The sequence below is a fragment of the Saccharothrix sp. CB00851 genome, from assembly GCF_001905065.1.
In the GTDB taxonomy this organism is placed as follows: domain Bacteria; phylum Actinomycetota; class Actinomycetes; order Mycobacteriales; family Pseudonocardiaceae; genus Actinosynnema.
The window spans coordinates 180412-198192 of sequence record NZ_LWLC01000012.1; the positions used below are offsets into that span (position 1 = coordinate 180412).

Below are 17781 nucleotides of genomic sequence, written 5' to 3' on the forward strand. Positions count from 1 at the left end.
GGGTACGCGAGTGTTGAACTCAGGCGTCCTGAACGTAGGACTCTCGGGGCCTGAACGTAGGACTCTCGCGGGGTCAGGAGACGTGAGGGGTGCCGGAGAGGGTCACGCCGGCACCGCTGAGCTGCGTCAACGCGTCGTCCACCGTCGTACGCGCCACGCCTGCCGTCAGGTCGAGCAGCACGGTCGTCGCGAACCCGGCGTTCGCCGCGTCCAACGCCGTCGCACGCACGCAGTGGTCGGTCGCGATCCCCACCACGTCCACCTGCTCCACGCCCCGGGCCCGCAGCCAGTCCACCAACTGCTCACCCCCGCCGGACGCGCCCTCGAACCCCGAGTAAGCCGCCTCGTACGCGCCCTTGGAGAACACCGCCTCCACCGCCGTCACGTCCAACTCCGGGTGGAACGACGCACCGGCCGTCCCCGCCACGCAGTGCACCGGCCACGAGTCCACGAAGTCCGGCGTCTCGCTGAAGTGCGACCCGGGGTCCACGTGGTAGTCACGCGTCGCCACCACGTGGTCGTACGACGACGACGCGACGTGCGCCGAGATCGCCGCCGCCACGGCCGCCCCGCCCGCCACCGCCAACGACCCGCCCTCGCAGAAGTCGTTCTGCACGTCCACCACGATCAGCGCCTTGCCCATCACAGCCCTCACAGGAACGTCGTCGGAATCGCGGGCTCGCCGCGGGACAGCTTCAGACCCTCCCACGGCACCGTCACCAGGGCAGCGCGTAGCCGCTCCCGGCTCTCCACCAGGGTGTCCAGGCCGTCCACCCGTTGTCCAGCACGGATCATCGGCACGGCGAGCAGCCGGTCGTGCTCACCCATCGACGGCTGGGCGTCGTGCGGGAACACGACCTCCTCCAGCGCCGTCCCGGTCTCCTTGTGCCGCCGCAGCGCGCTCTTGCGCCCACCACGCGACTCCTTGTGCGAGCTGCGCTTGGCCACCGGCCGCCCGTCCACCTCGACCAGCTTGTAGACCATGCCCGCGGTCGGCGCACCGGACCCCGTGACCACGGACGTGCCCACGCCGTACGCGTCCACCGGCTCGGCCCGCAACATCGCGATCGAGTACTCGTCCAGGTCGCCCGACACCACGATCCGGGTGTTCCGCGCGCCCAACGAGTCCAGCTGGTCCCGAGCCTGCCGCGCCAGCACGCCCAGGTCGCCCGAGTCGATCCGCACCGCCCCCAGCTCCGGCCCGGCGACCTCGACGGCCGTCTTGATGCCGTTGGTGATGTCGTAGGTGTCCACCAGGAGCGTCGTGTCCACGCCCAACGTCTCGACCTGCGACCGGAACGCCGACTCCTCGCTGTCGTGCAGCAGCGTGAACGCGTGCGCGCACGTGCCCGCGGTCGGGATGTCGTGCCGCCGGGCCGCCTCCAGGTTCGACGTCGCGGTGAACCCGGCCAGGTACGCGGCCCGCGCCGCCGCCACCGCCGCCTCCTCGTGCGTGCGGCGCGACCCCATCTCGATCATCCGCCGACCGTTGGCCGCACCCACCATGCGTGCCGCCGCCGAGGCGATGGCGCTGTCGTGGTTGAGGATCGACAGCGCCAGGGTCTCCAGCACCACGCCCACGCCGAACGACGCCCGCACGGACAAAATCGGCGAACCCGGGAAGTACAGCTCGCCCTCCGGGTAGCCGTCGACGTCCCCGGTGAACCGGTAGTCGGCCAGCCACTCCAGGGTCGCCTGGTCCACCACGTTCGTGCGTTCCAGCAGCTCCAGGTCACCCTCGGTGAACGTGAAGTCGGTGATCGCGTCCAGCAGCCTCCCGGTGCCCGCGACCACCCCGTACCGCCTGCCCTCCGGCAGTCGCCGGGCGAAGACCTCGAAGACGCACGGCCGGTCGGCGGTGCCGTCGCGCAGTGCCGCGGCCAGCATCGTCAACTCGTAGTGGTCGGTGAACAGCGACGTCGACATGCGCGGAAGCCTAAGCGTTGCGGACAGGTGCCCCTGCGGGCTCCACCGCGCACCGGAACATGACACCATTGGCGGTATGACCACGCCCGTCGAGCATGAGCGGACGCAGGTTGACCCGGCCGGCGAGGAGGTCCGCACCGAGGACCGCCCGTGGCAGACCCTGGTCTGGAACGACCCGGTGAACCTGATGTCCTACGTGACGTACGTGTTCCAGAAGCTGTTCGGCTACAGCCGCGACCACGCGACCAAGCTGATGCTGGACGTGCACCACAAGGGCAGGGCGATCGTGTCGTCGGGTACCAAGGACAAGGTGGAGGCCGACGTGGCCAAGCTGCACGCGGCCGGGCTCTGGGCGACCATGCAGCGTTCGTCGTGAAGAAGTGGACACGCACCGGCGACCAGGTGCTGGGCCGGTTCGACCGGCAGGAAGCCGCCGTGGTCCGCGGCCTGGTGAGCCAGATCCAGGACATGCTGCTGGCACGCGCCGAGGAGGCGCCGCAGGACGAGCTGGCGGAGCTGACCGGCATCCGCACCGGCCCGTCCACGCCGCCCGACGACCCGATCCTGGGCCGGCTGCTGCCCGACTTCCACCGGCTCGACCCCGACTCGCCCGATCCGGCCGAGGTCGACTCGGCGAACGCGCTGCGGTCGCTGCACGAGCCCGAGCTGCTCGACCTGAAGACCGGGGTCGCGGCGGTGGTGCTGCAGACGTGCCCGCCGGACGGCGGTGAGGTGCGGCTGGCGCTGGAGCAGGCCGAGGCGTGGCTGTCGGCGTTGAACGACGTGCGGTTGGCGCTGGGCACGGCCCTGGACGTGCAGGAGGACATGCCGGACGAGCTGCCGCCGGACGACCCGCGGTCGCCGCACCTGGGCGTGTACCACTGGTTGACGTGGGTGCAGGAGACGCTGGTCGAAGCGGTCATGAACTGATGCTGGTCGGGCGTGCGCCGGGGGCGGTGGTGCTGCTGACGCCCGCCGGCGCGGTGGCCGGGGTCGACGTCCGGGGCGCGCCGGTCGGCACGCGTGAGCTGGACCTGCTGGACCCGTCCACGTTGGTGCGCCGGGTGCACGCCGTGGTCCTGGGCGGCCCGGCCACCGTGGACGGCGTCGTGCGCTGGCTGGCCGAACGCGGCCACGGGTTCCCCGTCGGTCGGCAGCCGCACGAAGTGGTCCCCATCGTGCCCGCCGCGCAACCCCTGGGCCTGCCCTCCACCGACGGCTACGCCGCGTACACCTCGGCCGTCCCCCTCGACACCCCCGCTTTCGCGCTCATCGGCGAGACCGCCGCAGGCCTGGTGGTGGTCGATGCCGACCTTGACCCGGCGGAGTGCCGAAGGGTCGCGATGTCGGCCCACGACGCCTTCGCCAGGGCCGGCGTGACCGTCCCCGCCACCGTCTTCGCCGTCGCCACCGGCAACCCCACCACCACCTCCCTCAACGACCTCTGCACCACCGCCACCACCGCCCTCCACCACGCCGTTCACGCGTCCTGAGCGTTCAACTCACGCGTTCCGAACGTTGGACTCTCGCGTTCCGAACGTTGGACACGCGCGTGAGTCCAACGTTCGCGTCGCGAGTGTCCTACGTTCGGAACGCCTGAATTCAACGCTCGGGAGCGGGTACCCCAAGGACATGTCGGGTGTGCAGAGGGCGTTCAGGTGGGTGCGGACCAGTCCGGCGGTGGACAAGGCGGCCGGGGCGTTGGCGGAGGCGGTGCCCGCGGCGTTGCGGCGACGTGAGGTGACGGGGCTGCTGCGCGCACGCGCGCTCGGCCGGCCGGTGCACCCGGCGGTCGTGGCGCTGCCCATCGGGCTGTACGCGGCCTCGGCGGCGTTGGACCTGATGCCGGGCAGCGCGAAGGCGGCCCGGACGATGATCGGCGCCGGGCTGGCCGTCGCACCGGCCGCGTTGGCCACCGAACTGGCCGAGTACGGCACGTTGGACGAGAAGCAGCGGCGCACGGCGTTCGTGCAGTTGACCGCCCTCGCCGCCGCGAACGTGTGCTACCTCACGTCGTTCCGCCTGCGCGGTCACGGGTTCGGCGTCGTGGCCAGGGCCGTCTCGGCCCTCGGGCTCACGGCCCTCGGCGCGGGCGGCCTGCTGGGCGTCCGCACGGCCGACCCGGAACCCCCGAAAGGCTTCGGCGAACCGGTGTAGTGCGGGTTCTCACACGGCGGGACACCTTCCCCCACCACGTAGGATGGAGGGGTGCTGGTGATTCGCCGTGACCTCGTGGACGCGATGGTGGCCCATGCCCGTCGCGACCACCCGGACGAGGCATGCGGGATCATCGCGGGCCCGGAGGGCTCCGACCGCCCCGAGCGGTTCATCGCGATGGACAACGCCGAGCGCTCGCCCACGTTCTACCGCTTCGACTCGATGGAGCAGCTGCGCGTCCACCGCGAGATGAGCGCGAACGACGAGGAGACGATCGTCGTCTACCACTCGCACACGGCGACGGAGGCCTACCCCTCCCGCACGGACATCTCCTACGCGAGCGAACCGCAGGCCCACTACGTGCTCATCTCCACCCGGGACCCGGAGCAGCACGAGCTGCGCTCCTACCGGATCGTGGACGGCGTGGTGACCGAAGAGCCGGTCGAGGTCGTGGAGTCGTACATGTTCGCCCACACCGGCGCCGACGACACCCCCGACTGTCCCTGAGCCCCTCCAGGTGCGCCCGCGCACCACTCGTGGCACCACCTTCACCAAACCCGGCTCCTCGGAGGTACCAGCATGGCCGTCACCGTCTCCATCCCCACGATCCTGCGCACCCACACCGGTGGGCAGAAGTCCGTCGAGGCCGCGGGCGCGACGCTCGCCGAGGTCATCGACGACCTGGAGACCAACCACGGTGGCCTGAAGCAGCGCCTGGTCAAGGAAGGCGCGCTCCACCGGTTCGTCAACGTCTACGTCAACGACGAGGACGTGCGGTTCGCGGGCGGCCTCGACGCGGCCGTCAAGGACGGCGACACCGTGACGATCCTCCCGGCCGTCGCGGGCGGCTGACCCCCACTCCGGAGGACTCATCGTGGCCCGGTACGAGTCACTGCTCGACGCGGTCGGCGGCACGCCCCTGGTGGGGCTGCCCCGGCTGTCGCCGTCGAAGGACGTGCGGCTGTGGGCGAAGCTGGAGGACCGCAACCCGACCGGCTCGATCAAGGACCGCCCGGTCCTGATGATGATCGAGGAGGCCGAGCGGTCCGGTGTGCTCACGCCGGGCTGCACGATCCTCGAACCGACGTCGGGCAACACCGGCATCGCGCTCGCCATGGCCGCCAAGCTCAAGGGCTACGGCCTGGTGTGCGTGATGCCGGAGAACACCTCCTCCGAACGCAGGCAGCTGCTGCAGGCGTACGGCGCGCGGATCGTGTTCTCGCCCGCGGCGGGCGGCTCGAACCAGGCCGTCGCGATGGCGAAGGAACTGTCGGCGCAGAACCCGGACTGGGTGATGCTCTACCAGTACGGCAACCCGGCGAACCCCGGCGCGCACTACCACGGCACCGGGCCGGAGATCCTCAAGGACCTGCCGACGATCACGCACTTCGTCGCGGGCCTGGGCACCACGGGCACGCTCGTCGGCGTCGGCCGGTACCTGCGCGAGCACAAGCCGGACGTGCAGGTCATCGCGGCCGAGCCCCGGTACGGCGAGCTGGTCTACGGCCTGCGCAACCTCGACGAGGGCTTCGTGCCCGAGCTGTACGACGCCGAGGTGCTGACCGGCCGCTACTCGGTCGGCTCGTACGACGCCCTGCGCCGCACCCGGCAGCTGCTGGAGGTGGAGGGCATCTTCGCGGGCATCTCCACCGGCGCGATCCTGCACGCGGCGCTGGCCGCGGCGGAGAAGGCGGCGGCGCGCGGCGAGTCGGCGGACGTGGCGTTCGTGGTCGCGGACGCCGGGTGGAAGTACCTGTCCACCGGCGCGTACGCGGGCACGTTGGACGAGGCCGCGGAACGGCTCGACGGTCACCTCTGGGCCTGAGCACAGGCGCGCGAAAGGGGTCCCGCACACCAGGTGCGGGACCCCTTTCGCGTGTCAGGCGACCGTGCAAGCGGCCCCGTTGAGCGTGAACGAGGTCGGCTCGCCGGTGTTGCCGGTGTGGGTGGCCTGGAACCCGATGCCGGTCGAGGCGCCGGGGTTGAGCGTCCCGTTGTACGAGACGTTGCGCGCCGTCACCGCGCCGCTGGTGGGCGAGTAGGTCGCGCTCCACCCGCTGGTGATGGTCTGCCCGGACGGCAGGGTGAACGCGAGCTGCCACCCGTTCACCGGGCTGGTGCCGGTGTTGGTGATGGAGATGCTCGCGGTCAGGCCGGTGTTCCACGAGCTGACCGCGTAGGTCACCCGGCACGCGCCCGTCGGGTCGGGCACGGTCGTGGTGGTCGAGTTGGTCAGGTCGGTGGTCGTCGGGCCGGTCCGGTCCAGCCCGAAGAACTGGATGGCGCGCAACGCCATGCCGGAGAGCAGGACGTTGTGCGTACCGCCCTGGATGGAGATCGCCTCGACCTTGTCGCCGTAGCGGGTGCGCGTCCAGCTCGACTGCGGGTAGTCGGTCGAGGTCGGCGTCGTGGACAGGCCGTGGACGTTGGTCCACTGCTCGATCTCTTCGGTGAAGTTCGGGTAGCGCAGCGTGTCGTCGTTCGTGCCGTGCCACAGCTGCACCCGCGGCCGGGTCCCGCTGTAGCCGGGGTAGGCGCCGCGCACCAGGTTGCCCCACTCCTGCGGGGTCTTGTTCACCTGGCCGTTGGCGCACGCGCTGTTCCACGACGAGCCGTCGGTGGTGGCGAAGCAGCTCGCCGGGACGCCCGCGAACGCCGCGCCCGCGGCGAACACGTCCGGGTAGTTGGCCAGCATGACGTTGGTGGTCATCGCGCCCGACGAGGTGCCCGTGACGAACACCTTGCCCGCGTCGCCGTTGTAGCGCTGGAGCACGTACCGGACCATCGAGACCAGGCCGATCGGGTCGCTGCCGCCGTCCCGCCGCAGCGCCTGCGGGCTCGACACGTCGAAGCACTGGCCGCTGCGGGTCGCCGACGGGTAGATCACGATGAACCCGTACTGGTCGGCCAGTCGGGCGAACTCCGTGCCGGAGTAGTAGTTCGGGCCGGTGCCGGTGCAGTAGTGGACGGCCAGCAGCACACCGGGCCTGGGCTGGGTGCGGTCCGGCACGTACAGGTGCATGCGCAGGTTGCTGGGGTTGGTGCCGAAGTTCGTGACCTCGGTGAGCGTGGCCGCCGAGGCCTGGGGTGTGACCACGAAGGCGAGCACGAAGGCCGCCGCGGCGGCCAGGGAGGTCACGATCGCGCCGAGGACCTTCACGGAGCCACCACCCGTCCGGGGTTGTCGGTGCGACCGGGATGCGGGTTCTTGACCGCCGGGCCCCGCTTGGTGCGCGGCACGGCGTCGACCAGGGTTCTCAAGACCATTCCCTCCTCCTTGAGGATCACGGCGAGAGCTGTCGTCACTATCTGTCGCGGAGTGGTCGCGGACAATGAGTTTCGTGAATGTTGCGAGTCTCAAATGGCCTGATGAGCTGCGGCAATGCGCCCCTCGTCCGTTCGGCGGGTATCGGCGCTAATTGCCGTGTGACCGCTCCGGCTTCGGAGACCCGCAGCCGCCGACAGGCTTCCGACCTCGGTTGATGCATTCGAGTGAACTTGCGCGGCGGTCGAATTCAATGGGGCGCACGGACGGTGTTCCCGCATTTTTGCGATCGGTCCGGCTGCTATCGTTTCGCCCATGCAATTGACGGTGCTCGGGTGTTCGGGCAGCGCGCCGGGCCCCGATCTGCCCACCTCCGGGTACCTGGTGGAGGCGGGCGGCGTGCGGATCGTGCTGGAGCTGGGCAGCGGTGTGTTCGGCCCGCTCACGCGGCTCTGCGACCCGTTCGACCTCGACGCCGTGCTGCTGTCGCACCTGCACCTGGACCACTGTGCGGACTTCAGCTCGCTCACCGTCTACCGGCGCGAGCACCCCGAGCCGCCCTACGACGTCACCGAACGCCGGTTGCCGGTGTTCGCGCCGGCGCACGCGCCGTCCCGCCTGGCCAACGCGCACGCGGCGAGCCGTGCCGACCTGGCGCGCACGGACCTGACCGAGACGTTCGACTTCGTGCCGCTCGCGGCCGGTCGGTACGCCGTCGGCCCGGTGGAGGTCGAAGTGGCCGCCATGCGGCACATCTGCGAGGCCTACGGGTTCCGCATCTCGCACGGGGGAGCGTCGCTGGTGTTCTCCGGCGACACGGTGCCGTGCCCCGAGCTGGTGCGCCTGGCCGAGGGCGCCGACCTGCTGCTGGCCGACTCGGCGTGGCGGGCCCAGGCGGGTCGGGCGAACTACCTGCACATGAGCGGCCGGGAAGCGGGCGAGGTAGCCAGGTCCGCGGGTGTCGGCAGGCTGGTCCTGACCCACGTGCTGCCGTGGTCGGACCGCGACGGCGTCCTGCGTGACGCGACCGAGGCGTTCCCGGGCCCGGTGACCCTCGCCACCCCGGGCGCCACCTACACGATCTGACCCGTTCAGCCCGCGAACGCGGCGGACGGCAGGCCCTCGCCCACGCCCGGGAGAACCAGGACCGAACCGGCCAACTCGCTCAACGCGCCCTCGCTCAACCCGACCCGGGCGGTGGTCACGTACAGGTCGGTGAAGTCGGGACCGCCGAAGCAGCACGCCGTCGGCTGGCCCACCGGCAGCTCCACCTCACGGTCCAGCACGCCGTCCGGCGTGTACCGGTGCAGCGCCGCCCCACCCCACAACGCGACCCAGATCGCGCCGGACGCGTCCACGGTGAGGCCGTCCGGCAGCCCGCGGGGCACCTCGGCCAGCGGGCGTCGGTTCGTCGCCTCACCCGTCTCGCGGTCGTAGTCCAGCACGTCGATCCGCCGTTCCGCCGAGTCGACGTAGTACATGAGCGTGGCGTCGGGGCTCCAGCCGATGCCGTTGCTCACGCTCACCTTGTCCAGCACGACCTTCGCGTCACCGTTGGGCTCCACGCGCGCCAGCCAGCCGCCCGGGTCCTCGTCGTAGCGCATCGTGCCCGCCCACAGCCGTCCCGCCGGGTCGACCGCGGCGTCGTTGCCCCGCACGCCGTCACGCGCCCAGTAGACGAGCCACGTCTTGACCCCGTCCCGGTCGATCAGGGCCACGCCGTCGCGCAGGTTCAGCACCAGCCCGCCGCGGGAGCGGGGCTTGGCCGCGCCGACGTGCTGCGGCACTTCGAGGACGGCGTCGTCGTCCCGGGTCGGGTTGTACCGGTGCACCTCGTTGCCGAGGACGTCCACCCAGAGCAGCGTTCCGCTGGCGTGGTCCCACGTGGGGGCCTCACCCAGTTCCGCTTCGGCCCGCACCGCCACTTCGATCGACACCGGCACAGCCTACGGTCACGCCCCCGCCACCAACCCGAAGACGCCGCAACCCGCCACCTGCCACCGGAACCACGCCATCGGTTGCCGGAACCCGCGCGAACTCGCCGCTGATCCGGCTGATCCGCGCGTAGCCTGGTGACGTGGACCCCACCGGCCCCTTCACCCCGCCGACGCCCGAGCCGGTGGTCGCCGCGCCGAAACCGGCCAGGCAGCCCAAGCCGTTGGCCAGGCGCGTCGTGCCGCCCAGGCCCGTGCTGTCGGCCGTGGTCGTGCTGGCCTTCGTCGGCCTGCTCTACGTCGTCGAGGCGATCGACACCGTGCTCGGCGGCAGGCTCGACGACGACGGCGTGATCCCGCGCGACTTCGGCGAGTGGGACAACATCCTGTGGTTCCCGCTGCTGCACGGCGACTGGACCCACCTGACCGGCAACGCGGTGCCGCTGCTCGTGCTGTCCTACCTGGCCACGTCCGCGGGCATCAAGCAGTTCTTCCAGGTCACCGCGGTCATCTGGCTGACCAGCGGGCTCGGCGTGTGGATCTTCGGCTCCTACGGCAGCCACATCGGCGCGTCCGGCCTGGTGTTCGGGTTCCTGGTGTTCCTGCTGGTGCGCGGCATCTTCGCGCGCAGCGCGCTGCAGATCCTGCTGGCCGTGGTCGTCTTCGCGGTCTACGGCGCGGCGCTGTGGGGCGTGCTGCCCGGTCAGCCCGGCATCTCCTGGGAAGGTCACCTGTTCGGCGCACTCGGTGGAGTCCTGGCGGCGTGGGGCGTCGCCCGGGATGCCAGGAAGAGCGCGCGGACTACGCTCGACGCGTGACCGTCACCGCCGATTCGCCCATCGCGATCTTCGACTCCGGCGTGGGCGGGCTGACCGTCGCCCGGGCGATCATGGACCAGTTGCCGGGCGAGCGGATCCGGTACGTGGGTGACACGGTCAACTGCCCGTACGGCCCGCTGCCCATCGCGCAGGCGCGCAAGTATGCGCTCGAAGTGATGGACCGGTTGGTGGCCGATGGCGCGAAACTGCTGGTCATCGCCTGCAACACGGCGTCCGCGGCGTGCCTGCGCGACGCGCGGGAGCGTTACGACATCCCGGTGATCGAGGTCGTGCTGCCCGCCGTGCGACGCGCGGTCGCCACCACCCGCACGGGCCGGGTGGGCGTCATCGGCACGGTCGGCACGGTCGGGTCGGGCGCGTACCAGGACGCGTTCGCCGCCGCCCGGGACATCGAGGTCACGGCGGTCGCGTGCCCCCGGTTCGTGGACTTCGTGGAACGCGGCATCACCTCGGGCCGCCAGGTCCTCGGCCTCGCCCAGGCGTACCTGGAACCGTTGCAGCGGGCCGAAGTCGACACGCTCGTCCTCGGCTGCACGCACTACCCGCTGCTGACCGGCGTGCTGCAGATCGTCATGGGTGACGGCGTGATGCTCGTCTCCAGCGCCGAGGAGACCGTGAAGGACGTCGTGCGGGTGCTCACCGAGCGCGACTTGTTCCGCGCCGGCGACCCCGACCAGCGGTTCGCGTGCACGGGCCCGGTGGAGCCGTTCGCCAGGCTCGCGCGCCGATTCCTGCCCGGGTTGGAAAGTGCGTCCTTCCAAGCCCACGGCTGACCTGGCAGGCTCCACAGGTGCTGTTGACCATCCTCGGCTGCTCGGGCAGCCTGCCGGGACCGCACGGGCCCGCATCCGGCTACCTCGTCGAGGCGGATGGCTGCCGACTCGCGATCGAACTGGGCAGCGGAGTCCTGGCCTCGCTGCAGTCGCGTCACGACGCGTTCTCGTTGGACGCCCTGCTGTTCTCCCACCTGCACCCGGACCACTGCGCGGACTTCACCACGCTCGCCGTCATCCGCCGCTACCACACCCACCCGCCGCACGACACGCGGGAACACCGGCTGCCCGTGCACGGGCCCGCCGAGACCGCCGACCGGTTTGCCCGCGCGTACGCGGAGACGGCCGACGAACTGCTCACCACCGACCTGGGCGACGTGTTCGAGTTCCACACCCTCGCCGACGGTGCGGTGACGCGCGTCGGGCCGTTCGAGATCACCTCGGTCCGGGTCGACCACCCCACCGAGTCGTACGGGTTCCGCATCGCCACCAAGACCGCGACCTTGGCCTACACCGGCGACACCGGGCCGTGCGAGGCGTTACGGGGCTTGGCGCGGGACGTGGACGTGCTGCTGTCCGAGGCGACGTGGACGCACTCCGAGGACCGGCCGCCCGGCAAGCACCTGTCCGGTGTGCAGGCGGGGCAGGTGGCGGCGGAGGCCGGTGTCGGGCGGCTGCTGCTCACCCACATCGCGCCGTGGACCGATCGCGCCGCCGTGCTGGCCGAGGCGCGCAGCCGGTTCACCGGGCCGGTGGACGTGGTCAACCAGGGTGACACCTATGCGGTTGACGAGACGGAGGTCCGGGTAATCGGCGGCCATGGCAACTGATGTCGTCGAGCTGATCCTGGCCGATCACCGCAGGTTCGAGGAGCTGTTCCGCACGTTGCGCGACCGGGACTCCGACCGGTCCACCGCGTTGAGCGAGCTGGCGGCGCTGCTCGTCGCGCACGCGGAGGCCGAGGAGTCCAAGGTGTACCCGGCGCTCAAGCGGTACAAGGAGGTCGACAACGCCGAGGTCGACCACGGCGCGGAGGAGCACGCCGAAGGTCACCAGGCCCTGTTGGCGTTGATGGAGGTCTCGGACACGCAGTCCGACGAGTGGGAGAGCAAGCTGGAGGAGCTGGTCGAGGCGCTCAACCACCACGTGGACGAGGAGGAGCGGACGATCCTCAACGACGCGCGGCAGGAGGTGTCCGACGAGCGTCGCGCCGAGCTGGGTCGGCTGTTCGCGGAGATCCGGCAGAGCCGGTTGGACGACGACTGCGGTGACATCGCCTACGTGCGCAAGATCGCAGCGGCCACGGAGGATCGGATCGACTAGCGTCGATGGCGTGGCGAACGTCGAGGTGCGTCGGGTGGGTCAGCACGACTTCGTGGCGACGAACGGCCGGGGCGCCTCGGTGCGCGTCGGCCGCAAGGGGGCCGAGGGCGCGTTCACACCGGTCGAGCTGCTGCTCGCGGCGGCGGCGGGCTGCGCGGTGGTGACGGCGGAGACCCTGGTAACCCGGCGCGTGGACGGTGACCTGGTGGCGCGCGCCGACGACGTGCGCTCACCGGACGGCCACACGCTGACCAGCGTCCCGGTCACCTTGGACTACGACATCTCCCAGCTCGACGACGCCCAGCGCGCCGCCCTGGAGACCGCCGTCCTGCGCGCGATCGACCAGCTGTGCACCGTCACCCGCACCCTGAAGGCCGCCCGTCCCACCCCGCTGACCCTCCCCGACGGCGAGAGTCCAACGCTCACGCCGCGAGAGTCCAACGTTCAGGAGCGGTGAGTTCAACGCTGAGCGTTGAACTCGGGGTCCGCGAACGTTGGACTCTCGCGCTGTGAACGTTGGACTCGCGGGGGTCAGGAGGTGCCGAAGCCGTCCCAGACCGCGGTGGAGCCGCTGTGGCCGATGCGCACGGTCTGGACCGTGGCGGCGGTGCTGGCGGCGATCACCAGGACGGCGACCACGACGGCGATCCGGCGCCACGTCTTCGGCACGGACGGGTCCTCCACGGCGGCGGCGCGTTCCCGGTCGGCCAGGCGGCCCGCGACCAGCATCGCCACCACAACCACGAAGAACCCCAGCGCGAACGGCAGCAGGTCGTTACCCAGCTCGGCGTGCCGCTGGATCAACGGGTTGCCCAGCTCCACGAAGTGCACGTACAGCTGGTCACCCGCCCACTGCGCCAACGGCACCGAGCCCACCCCGAGCAGCGTCACGCCCAGCAGCGGCCACGCGTACCGCTGCCGCCACCGCGGCACCACGGCCAACGCCGCCGCACCCGCCGCGGCCATCGGGAGCAGCACCACCACCGCGTGGACCAGCAGCGGGTGCGCGGGGAGACCGAAGATCGTCACCAGGTCGTTCGCGAGTGCCATGTCTCTCCCTACGCCGGTGGGTTGCTCCCGGGTTCAGCGACATAGGGTAGTGCCGTGCTGAGGACCGATGGCAGGAACGACGACGTACTGCGCGACATCCGGATCACCCGCGGCTTCCAGCAGTGGCCCGCCGGGTCGGTGCTGATCGAGTTCGGCAACACGCGGGTGTTGTGCGCGGCCAGCGTGACCGAGGGCGTGCCGCGGTGGCGGTCCGGCTCGGGTCTCGGCTGGGTGACCGCCGAGTACGCGATGCTCCCCTCCGCCACCCACACGCGCAGCGACCGTGAGTCGGTGAAAGGCCGGATCGGGGGACGCACGCACGAGATCAGCCGCCTGATCGGGCGATCGCTGCGGGCGTGCATCGACCTGGCCGCTCTCGGCGAGAACACGATCGTGATCGACTGCGACGTGATCCAGGCCGACGGCGGCACCCGGACCGCCGCCATCACCGGCGCGTACGTCGCCCTGGCCGACGCCGTCACCTACCTGGGTGCCGCCGGCCGCCTGGCCGATCCCCAGCCGCTCTCGTGCGCCGTGTCGGCCGTGTCGGTCGGTGTCGTGGACGGACGGGTGCGCCTCGACCTGCCGTACGAGGAGGACTCGCGCGCCGAGGTCGACATGAACGTCGTGGCCACCGACGCCGGCACGTTGATCGAGGTGCAGGGCACCGGCGAGGGTGCGACGTTCGCCCGGTCGACGTTGGACAAGATGCTCGACCTGGCCTTGGCGGGCTGCGCGCAGCTGAACCGGATCCAGGCCGAGGCACTGGCCCTGCCGTACCCCGGCGTCCTGCCCGAGCCGAAGGCGAAGAAGAAGTGAAGCTCCTCCTGGCGTCCCGCAACAAGAAGAAGCTCGGCGAACTGCGCCGCATCCTGCTGGCCGAGGGGCTGGCGGGCATCGAGGTCGTCGGTCTGGACGACGTGCCGGAGTTCCCGGAGGCTCCGGAGACCGATCCGACGTTCGAGGGCAACGCCCTGGCCAAGGCCCGTGACGCGTTCAACGCCACCGGCCTCCCCTCGGTCGCCGACGATTCCGGCATCGCCATCGACGCCCTGAACGGAATGCCGGGCGTCCTGTCCGCCCGCTGGTCCGGCCGCCACGGCGACGACCAGGCCAACCTCGACCTGGTGCTGGGCCAACTCCGCGACGTCCCGGACGAGCGCAGGGGCGCGGCCTTCGTGTGCACGGCGGCGTTCGTGGCGGGCCCTGACCAGGAGATCGTCGTGCGCGGCGAGTGGCGCGGCACCATCACCCGCGAACCGGCCGGCGAAAACGGCTTCGGCTACGACCCGATCTTCCGCCCGGAAGGCCACGCCATCACCTCCGCCGAACTGACCCCGGCCGAAAAAGACGCCCTTTCCCACCGCGGCCGCGCCCTGCGCCTGCTCCTGCCCCACCTGCGCGAGCTGGCTCAGTAGTAACTGACCTTCACCCCGGGCCCGAGCTCGTCCAAGCCGACGTACTCGTCTTGGCGGCTGAGCCTGACTTCGAGGTTCATCTGTTGGAGTGGGCGCAGATCGAGCGGTCCGGAATCCTCGGCGTACAGGGTCAGGACCCGCAAGCGCTTGAGCCGCGATGCGGCGCGCAGGTTCTGCGCCGCCGCTCCCTCCAGCTCGAGATTCACCAGGTCAGGCAGGTGGGCACCGATGTCGTCGATGACCTCGGGGGTGGCCGATTGCACGCAGAGGGCGCGCAGGGCGGGTAGCCGAGGCAGGAGTGCCAGGTCCGCTCCGCCGCGGGGGATGCTGATGTCCAGGTATTCCAGCTTCTGCATTGCCGGTAGGGCGTCCAGCTCGACCGAACCGCTCAACGAGAGCGCGAACAGGTCCGGTAGGCGTTCGAGCAGAGCCAGGTTCCGGTAGCCGGACGCCTCGCCGAGGTAGATGTTCCGCAGAGCGGAGTGCTCGGAGAGCGGCGTCAGGTCGATCTCACCGGTGCACACCTGGTACAAGAACGAGAGGTGCGGGACCCCTCTGAGGTGGTCGAGATCGGCGCACGGTCGGTCCAGCAGCCAGAGCGTGGTGTCGGTCAGGTTCCGCAGCGAGCCCAGGAGCGGCAACAACCGGAGTGACCGCACGTCGATGTGGCCACGCCGGAGCGGGGCGTCGGCCAGCACCTCGCGTGCGTACCGCTCGGGCTCGAAGTACTCCCAAGCGTTGATGATCTCGTTCTGCACGTCCGTCCGGGCGTCCCGGGCGTAGCGCGTGAGGCGGGGATGGCGTCCGCGCCACCGGTCAGCGCGACCGCGCGCGTGGTGGCGGCTGCCGCGGCCTCCGACAACTCGTCCAAGGACTCGGGCAGGTAGCGCAGCAGGCGGTGGCCGATGGAGGCCAGAGAGCGGGTTTCCTTGACGCTCCGGGGCGGCACGAGGTGGTCGTGGATCACCCGGTCGATCCGCTGGTGCACCTCGGCGTCCACATCCGGGACGGTCTCCAGGCAGGCGGCAGCCAAGAGTCGGAGGCGACGGGCGTTGCGGGGCTCGGTGTCGGCGCGGTCCAGGATGGCGGTCAGCAGGGTCCGGGTCTGTGAGCGCTTGCCGTGACCGCACGCCATCACCACGGTCTCGCGCCACGTGTCCAAGTGCGCGTTCCGGGCCAACGTCTCGATGTGCTCCTGCTCGGTCGCCTCACTCGCCGCCAAGTACTCCTGGAACGTCCGGTGCACGAAGTCGACCCGCCCGGCCACTGGCTCGCGCAGCACCCCGCTGCGCTCCAGCAGGTGAGCCAAGACCGTCTCGGCCGGGGAATCCACGGTGGGCATCGAGGTCAGCTTCAGTGACACGAAAGAGATCGCCCGATCGAGCGGCAGTTCGCTCCGGCCGGCCTGGATCAGTCGCCACGCCAGGTCCCGCAGCAACACGGTCTTCTCGGTCCCGCTCAACATCCCCGCGATCTCACGTTCCGCGTCACGCAGGTCCAGCAGCATGGTCAACGCGGCCTGGTACAGCTCCATCCGGCTCTGCGGCAGCTCGGAAGTCCGACCCAGGTTCAACGCGCACAACATCGCGCACAACAACGGCGAAGCCGCCAACGCCCGCAGGTGCGGCCGGTTGTCCAACTGCCGCAACAGCCGCCGCTCCGCCACCGGCAGGTCCTCCGGCGCGCAAGGCAGCGACTCGGCGTCACGGGCGGCCTCGTGCCACCGCTGCAGGAACACCCGCACGTCGGCCGGGCTCATCTGCTCCAACAGCACCGAGCCGAAGCCCTCGTCGTGCAGCCACCGCTGGTCCGCCGCCGCCGGCCGTGACGTCACCACGACCCGCGCCGAAGGGAATGCCGTCACCAGTTCCCGCAACCAGTCGCGCACCAGCCGCCGCTTCCCGGCCGGCACCTCGTCCACCCCGTCGACCAGCACCAACCCCTGCCCGGACCGCAGCACCCGGTGCACCCAGCCCCGCGGCATCAACCCGACCAGCCACCTGGCCGCGTGGTCCAGGAACTCCTCGGGCCGGGGCAGCGGCGAGTCCGCGTACCGCCGCAGCCGCACCACCAGCGGCACCAGGCCGTTCCACGAGGACAACCGGTCGGTGAACGCCTCGCGCGCCGCCGTCACGGCCAGCCAGTCCAGCAACGTCGTCTTGCCCGACCCCGCCTCACCGCGCACCAACGTGCGGTCGGCGTTGCCGATGGCCGCCTCGACCCGCAGCGAGCCGTGCCCGTGGTCGACGTCCGCGCCGAACCACCGGTCGAACTCGAAGCGCGAGCCGCGGCGGTCCTGGTCGGTGACGCTCAGGCTCAGGTAGGCCACGCTCAACGCCAGCTTCGGCCGGTGGCGCATGGTCAGGCCGAGCAGTTCCAGCCGGTCGAGGGTGTTGCCGACGTACCGCAGGTACTCGTCTCGGAACTCCTCGTCGGTCTCCGCGCCGGCCGGGGCGTGCAGGCTGGTGCGCGGCAGCCGGGACAGCACGTCCTGGAGCAACGCCGCCTGCTGGGACGCCCGGTTCAGCACCTCGGCCAGCGCACGCGGCTGGAACGCGGGCAGGTGCCGGATCACCTGGACGAGGTACCGGCACGCCTGGTCCAGCGCGATCTCGTACAGGCGGGTCGCCTGTTCGGACAGCCCGGCGTCACGGACGAGCGTGGCGCGCACCTGGCGGGCCAGCAGCTCGGGGTCGGCGTCGGCGGCCAGCAGCGCCTCGTCGGACAGGTCCAGCTCGCCCAGAGCGTCGACCACGGCGTCCAGGGCCGCCTCGACCTCACCAGGGGGCAACGACGCGAACTTGGCCGCCAGCAGCGGCTCGAGCTGGTCGCCGACCTGGTGGCCGATTCCCTCGATCAGGTGATCCAGCCGGGCGCGTTGGCGCACCGACGACAGCTCCTCGGCGGCCAACGAGGCCAGCGACGCCGTGCGGTCGCGCGACTTGCGCCGGTGTGCCAGCCACGACTTCGCCGCGTGCTGCGCCACGGCCTCACCGATCTTGCCGGCCGCCGCCTCCAGAATGGCGATGGTGCCCTCCCCGTGCTCCCAGCGGTCAGGTTCGAGCAGGGGAGGACGCCCGGCAATCGGTCGTACGG

General features: G+C 71.1%; 22 protein-coding genes. 15 read left to right on the forward strand and 7 right to left on the reverse strand.

Features of this window, described 5'->3' with window-relative positions:
• Window positions 1–73: 73 nt before the first annotated feature.
• On the reverse strand, window positions 74–643 hold the full coding sequence (locus A6A25_RS13480) for an isochorismatase family protein (protein WP_073889124.1): 570 nt from the start codon (window positions 641–643) through the stop codon (window positions 74–76).
• 8 nt (window positions 644–651) lie between these two features.
• Window positions 652–1926: a nicotinate phosphoribosyltransferase gene (locus A6A25_RS13485; protein WP_073889127.1), complete on the reverse strand. Its 1275-nt coding sequence runs from the start codon at window positions 1924–1926 to the stop codon at window positions 652–654.
• A 76-nt stretch (window positions 1927–2002) separates the two neighbouring features.
• Here A6A25_RS13485 and clpS point away from each other — a divergent pair, with 76 nt between their 5' ends.
• The 7 genes from clpS to A6A25_RS13520 all read left to right on the forward strand — a co-directional run bounded on the left by clpS (window position 2003) and on the right by A6A25_RS13520 (window position 5908).
• Entirely contained in the window at window positions 2003–2302 is a 300-nt protein-coding gene (clpS, locus tag A6A25_RS13490) for an ATP-dependent Clp protease adapter ClpS (protein WP_053717098.1), read from the forward strand.
• Complete coding sequence (locus tag A6A25_RS13495) at window positions 2299–2856, forward strand: DUF2017 domain-containing protein (RefSeq protein WP_198932686.1); 558 nt, start codon at window positions 2299–2301, stop codon at window positions 2854–2856. Before clpS ends, A6A25_RS13495 begins: the two co-directional genes overlap by 4 nt.
• Window positions 2856–3419, forward strand: a complete 564-nt coding sequence (locus A6A25_RS13500) for a peptidase S58, DmpA (RefSeq protein WP_241828648.1) — start codon at window positions 2856–2858, stop codon at window positions 3417–3419. The genes A6A25_RS13495 and A6A25_RS13500 overlap by 1 nt, the downstream gene beginning before the upstream one ends.
• 139 nt (window positions 3420–3558) lie before the next feature.
• Window positions 3559–4083, forward strand: coding sequence for a hypothetical protein (locus A6A25_RS13505; protein WP_073889131.1), 525 nt, complete (start codon window positions 3559–3561; stop codon window positions 4081–4083).
• Window positions 4084–4134: 51 nt separating this feature from the next.
• Window positions 4135–4590 (forward strand): Mov34/MPN/PAD-1 family protein, encoded by a 456-nt coding sequence (locus A6A25_RS13510; RefSeq protein ID WP_073889135.1) that lies wholly within the window; start codon window positions 4135–4137, stop codon window positions 4588–4590.
• A 72-nt stretch (window positions 4591–4662) separates the two neighbouring features.
• Window positions 4663–4935: a MoaD/ThiS family protein gene (locus tag A6A25_RS13515; protein ID WP_073889138.1), complete on the forward strand. Its 273-nt coding sequence runs from the start codon at window positions 4663–4665 to the stop codon at window positions 4933–4935.
• A 22-nt stretch (window positions 4936–4957) separates the two neighbouring features.
• A complete protein-coding gene (locus tag A6A25_RS13520; protein ID WP_073889141.1) occupies window positions 4958–5908 on the forward strand; it encodes a PLP-dependent cysteine synthase family protein in 951 nt (316 codons plus the stop codon).
• A gap of 54 nt (window positions 5909–5962) precedes the next feature.
• Here A6A25_RS13520 and A6A25_RS13525 read toward each other — a convergent pair whose 3' ends face one another.
• A complete protein-coding gene (locus tag A6A25_RS13525; RefSeq protein WP_073889145.1) occupies window positions 5963–7243 on the reverse strand; it encodes an extracellular catalytic domain type 1 short-chain-length polyhydroxyalkanoate depolymerase in 1281 nt (426 codons plus the stop codon).
• Between the two features lie 420 nt (window positions 7244–7663).
• Here A6A25_RS13525 and A6A25_RS13530 point away from each other — a divergent pair, with 420 nt between their 5' ends.
• Complete coding sequence (locus A6A25_RS13530) at window positions 7664–8434, forward strand: MBL fold metallo-hydrolase (RefSeq protein ID WP_073889148.1); 771 nt, start codon at window positions 7664–7666, stop codon at window positions 8432–8434.
• A gap of 5 nt (window positions 8435–8439) precedes the next feature.
• Here A6A25_RS13530 and A6A25_RS13535 read toward each other — a convergent pair whose 3' ends face one another.
• Window positions 8440–9285 carry an SMP-30/gluconolactonase/LRE family protein gene (locus tag A6A25_RS13535; protein ID WP_338013206.1) on the reverse strand — a complete coding sequence of 282 codons (846 nt, stop codon included), beginning with the start codon at window positions 9283–9285 and terminating at the stop codon, window positions 8440–8442.
• A 140-nt stretch (window positions 9286–9425) separates the two neighbouring features.
• Between A6A25_RS13535 and A6A25_RS13540 the strand changes: the two genes are divergently transcribed.
• From A6A25_RS13540 to A6A25_RS13560, 5 genes are read left to right on the forward strand one after another with little or no spacing between them, the layout of a single operon-like run.
• Window positions 9426–10100 (forward strand): rhomboid family intramembrane serine protease, encoded by a 675-nt coding sequence (locus A6A25_RS13540; RefSeq protein WP_380735024.1) that lies wholly within the window; start codon window positions 9426–9428, stop codon window positions 10098–10100.
• Window positions 10097–10894 (forward strand): glutamate racemase, encoded by a 798-nt coding sequence (gene murI, locus A6A25_RS13545; protein WP_073889154.1) that lies wholly within the window; start codon window positions 10097–10099, stop codon window positions 10892–10894. The genes A6A25_RS13540 and murI overlap by 4 nt, the downstream gene beginning before the upstream one ends.
• 17 nt (window positions 10895–10911) lie before the next feature.
• Window positions 10912–11724, forward strand: a complete 813-nt coding sequence (locus A6A25_RS13550; protein ID WP_073889157.1) for an MBL fold metallo-hydrolase — start codon at window positions 10912–10914, stop codon at window positions 11722–11724.
• The gene (locus A6A25_RS13555) at window positions 11714–12217 is read left to right on the forward strand and encodes a hemerythrin domain-containing protein (RefSeq protein ID WP_073889160.1); all 504 of its coding nucleotides are present in this window, start codon (window positions 11714–11716) and stop codon (window positions 12215–12217) included. The genes A6A25_RS13550 and A6A25_RS13555 overlap by 11 nt, the downstream gene beginning before the upstream one ends.
• 10 nt (window positions 12218–12227) lie before the next feature.
• Window positions 12228–12674, forward strand: a complete 447-nt coding sequence (locus A6A25_RS13560) for an OsmC family protein (protein WP_073889163.1) — start codon at window positions 12228–12230, stop codon at window positions 12672–12674.
• Between the two features lie 74 nt (window positions 12675–12748).
• On the opposite strand, the gene A6A25_RS13565 is transcribed toward A6A25_RS13560, so the two are convergent.
• Window positions 12749–13267 (reverse strand): DUF2231 domain-containing protein, encoded by a 519-nt coding sequence (locus tag A6A25_RS13565; protein WP_073889166.1) that lies wholly within the window; start codon window positions 13265–13267, stop codon window positions 12749–12751.
• 54 nt (window positions 13268–13321) lie between these two features.
• Here A6A25_RS13565 and rph point away from each other — a divergent pair, with 54 nt between their 5' ends.
• Window positions 13322–14086: a ribonuclease PH gene (gene rph, locus A6A25_RS13570; protein ID WP_073889169.1), complete on the forward strand. Its 765-nt coding sequence runs from the start codon at window positions 13322–13324 to the stop codon at window positions 14084–14086.
• The gene (gene rdgB / locus A6A25_RS13575) at window positions 14083–14685 is read left to right on the forward strand and encodes an RdgB/HAM1 family non-canonical purine NTP pyrophosphatase (protein WP_073889172.1); all 603 of its coding nucleotides are present in this window, start codon (window positions 14083–14085) and stop codon (window positions 14683–14685) included. Before rph ends, rdgB begins: the two co-directional genes overlap by 4 nt.
• Here the strand turns inward: rdgB and A6A25_RS45450 are convergent.
• Together A6A25_RS45450 and A6A25_RS13580 are read right to left on the reverse strand one after the other, a co-directional pair.
• Window positions 14679–15383, reverse strand: coding sequence for a hypothetical protein (locus A6A25_RS45450; protein ID WP_241828650.1), 705 nt, complete (start codon window positions 15381–15383; stop codon window positions 14679–14681). The genes rdgB and A6A25_RS45450 overlap by 7 nt on opposite strands.
• Complete coding sequence (locus tag A6A25_RS13580) at window positions 15296–17770, reverse strand: NACHT domain-containing protein (RefSeq protein ID WP_380735041.1); 2475 nt, start codon at window positions 17768–17770, stop codon at window positions 15296–15298. Before A6A25_RS13580 ends, A6A25_RS45450 begins: the two co-directional genes overlap by 88 nt.
• Window positions 17771–17781: the final 11 nt, after the last annotated feature.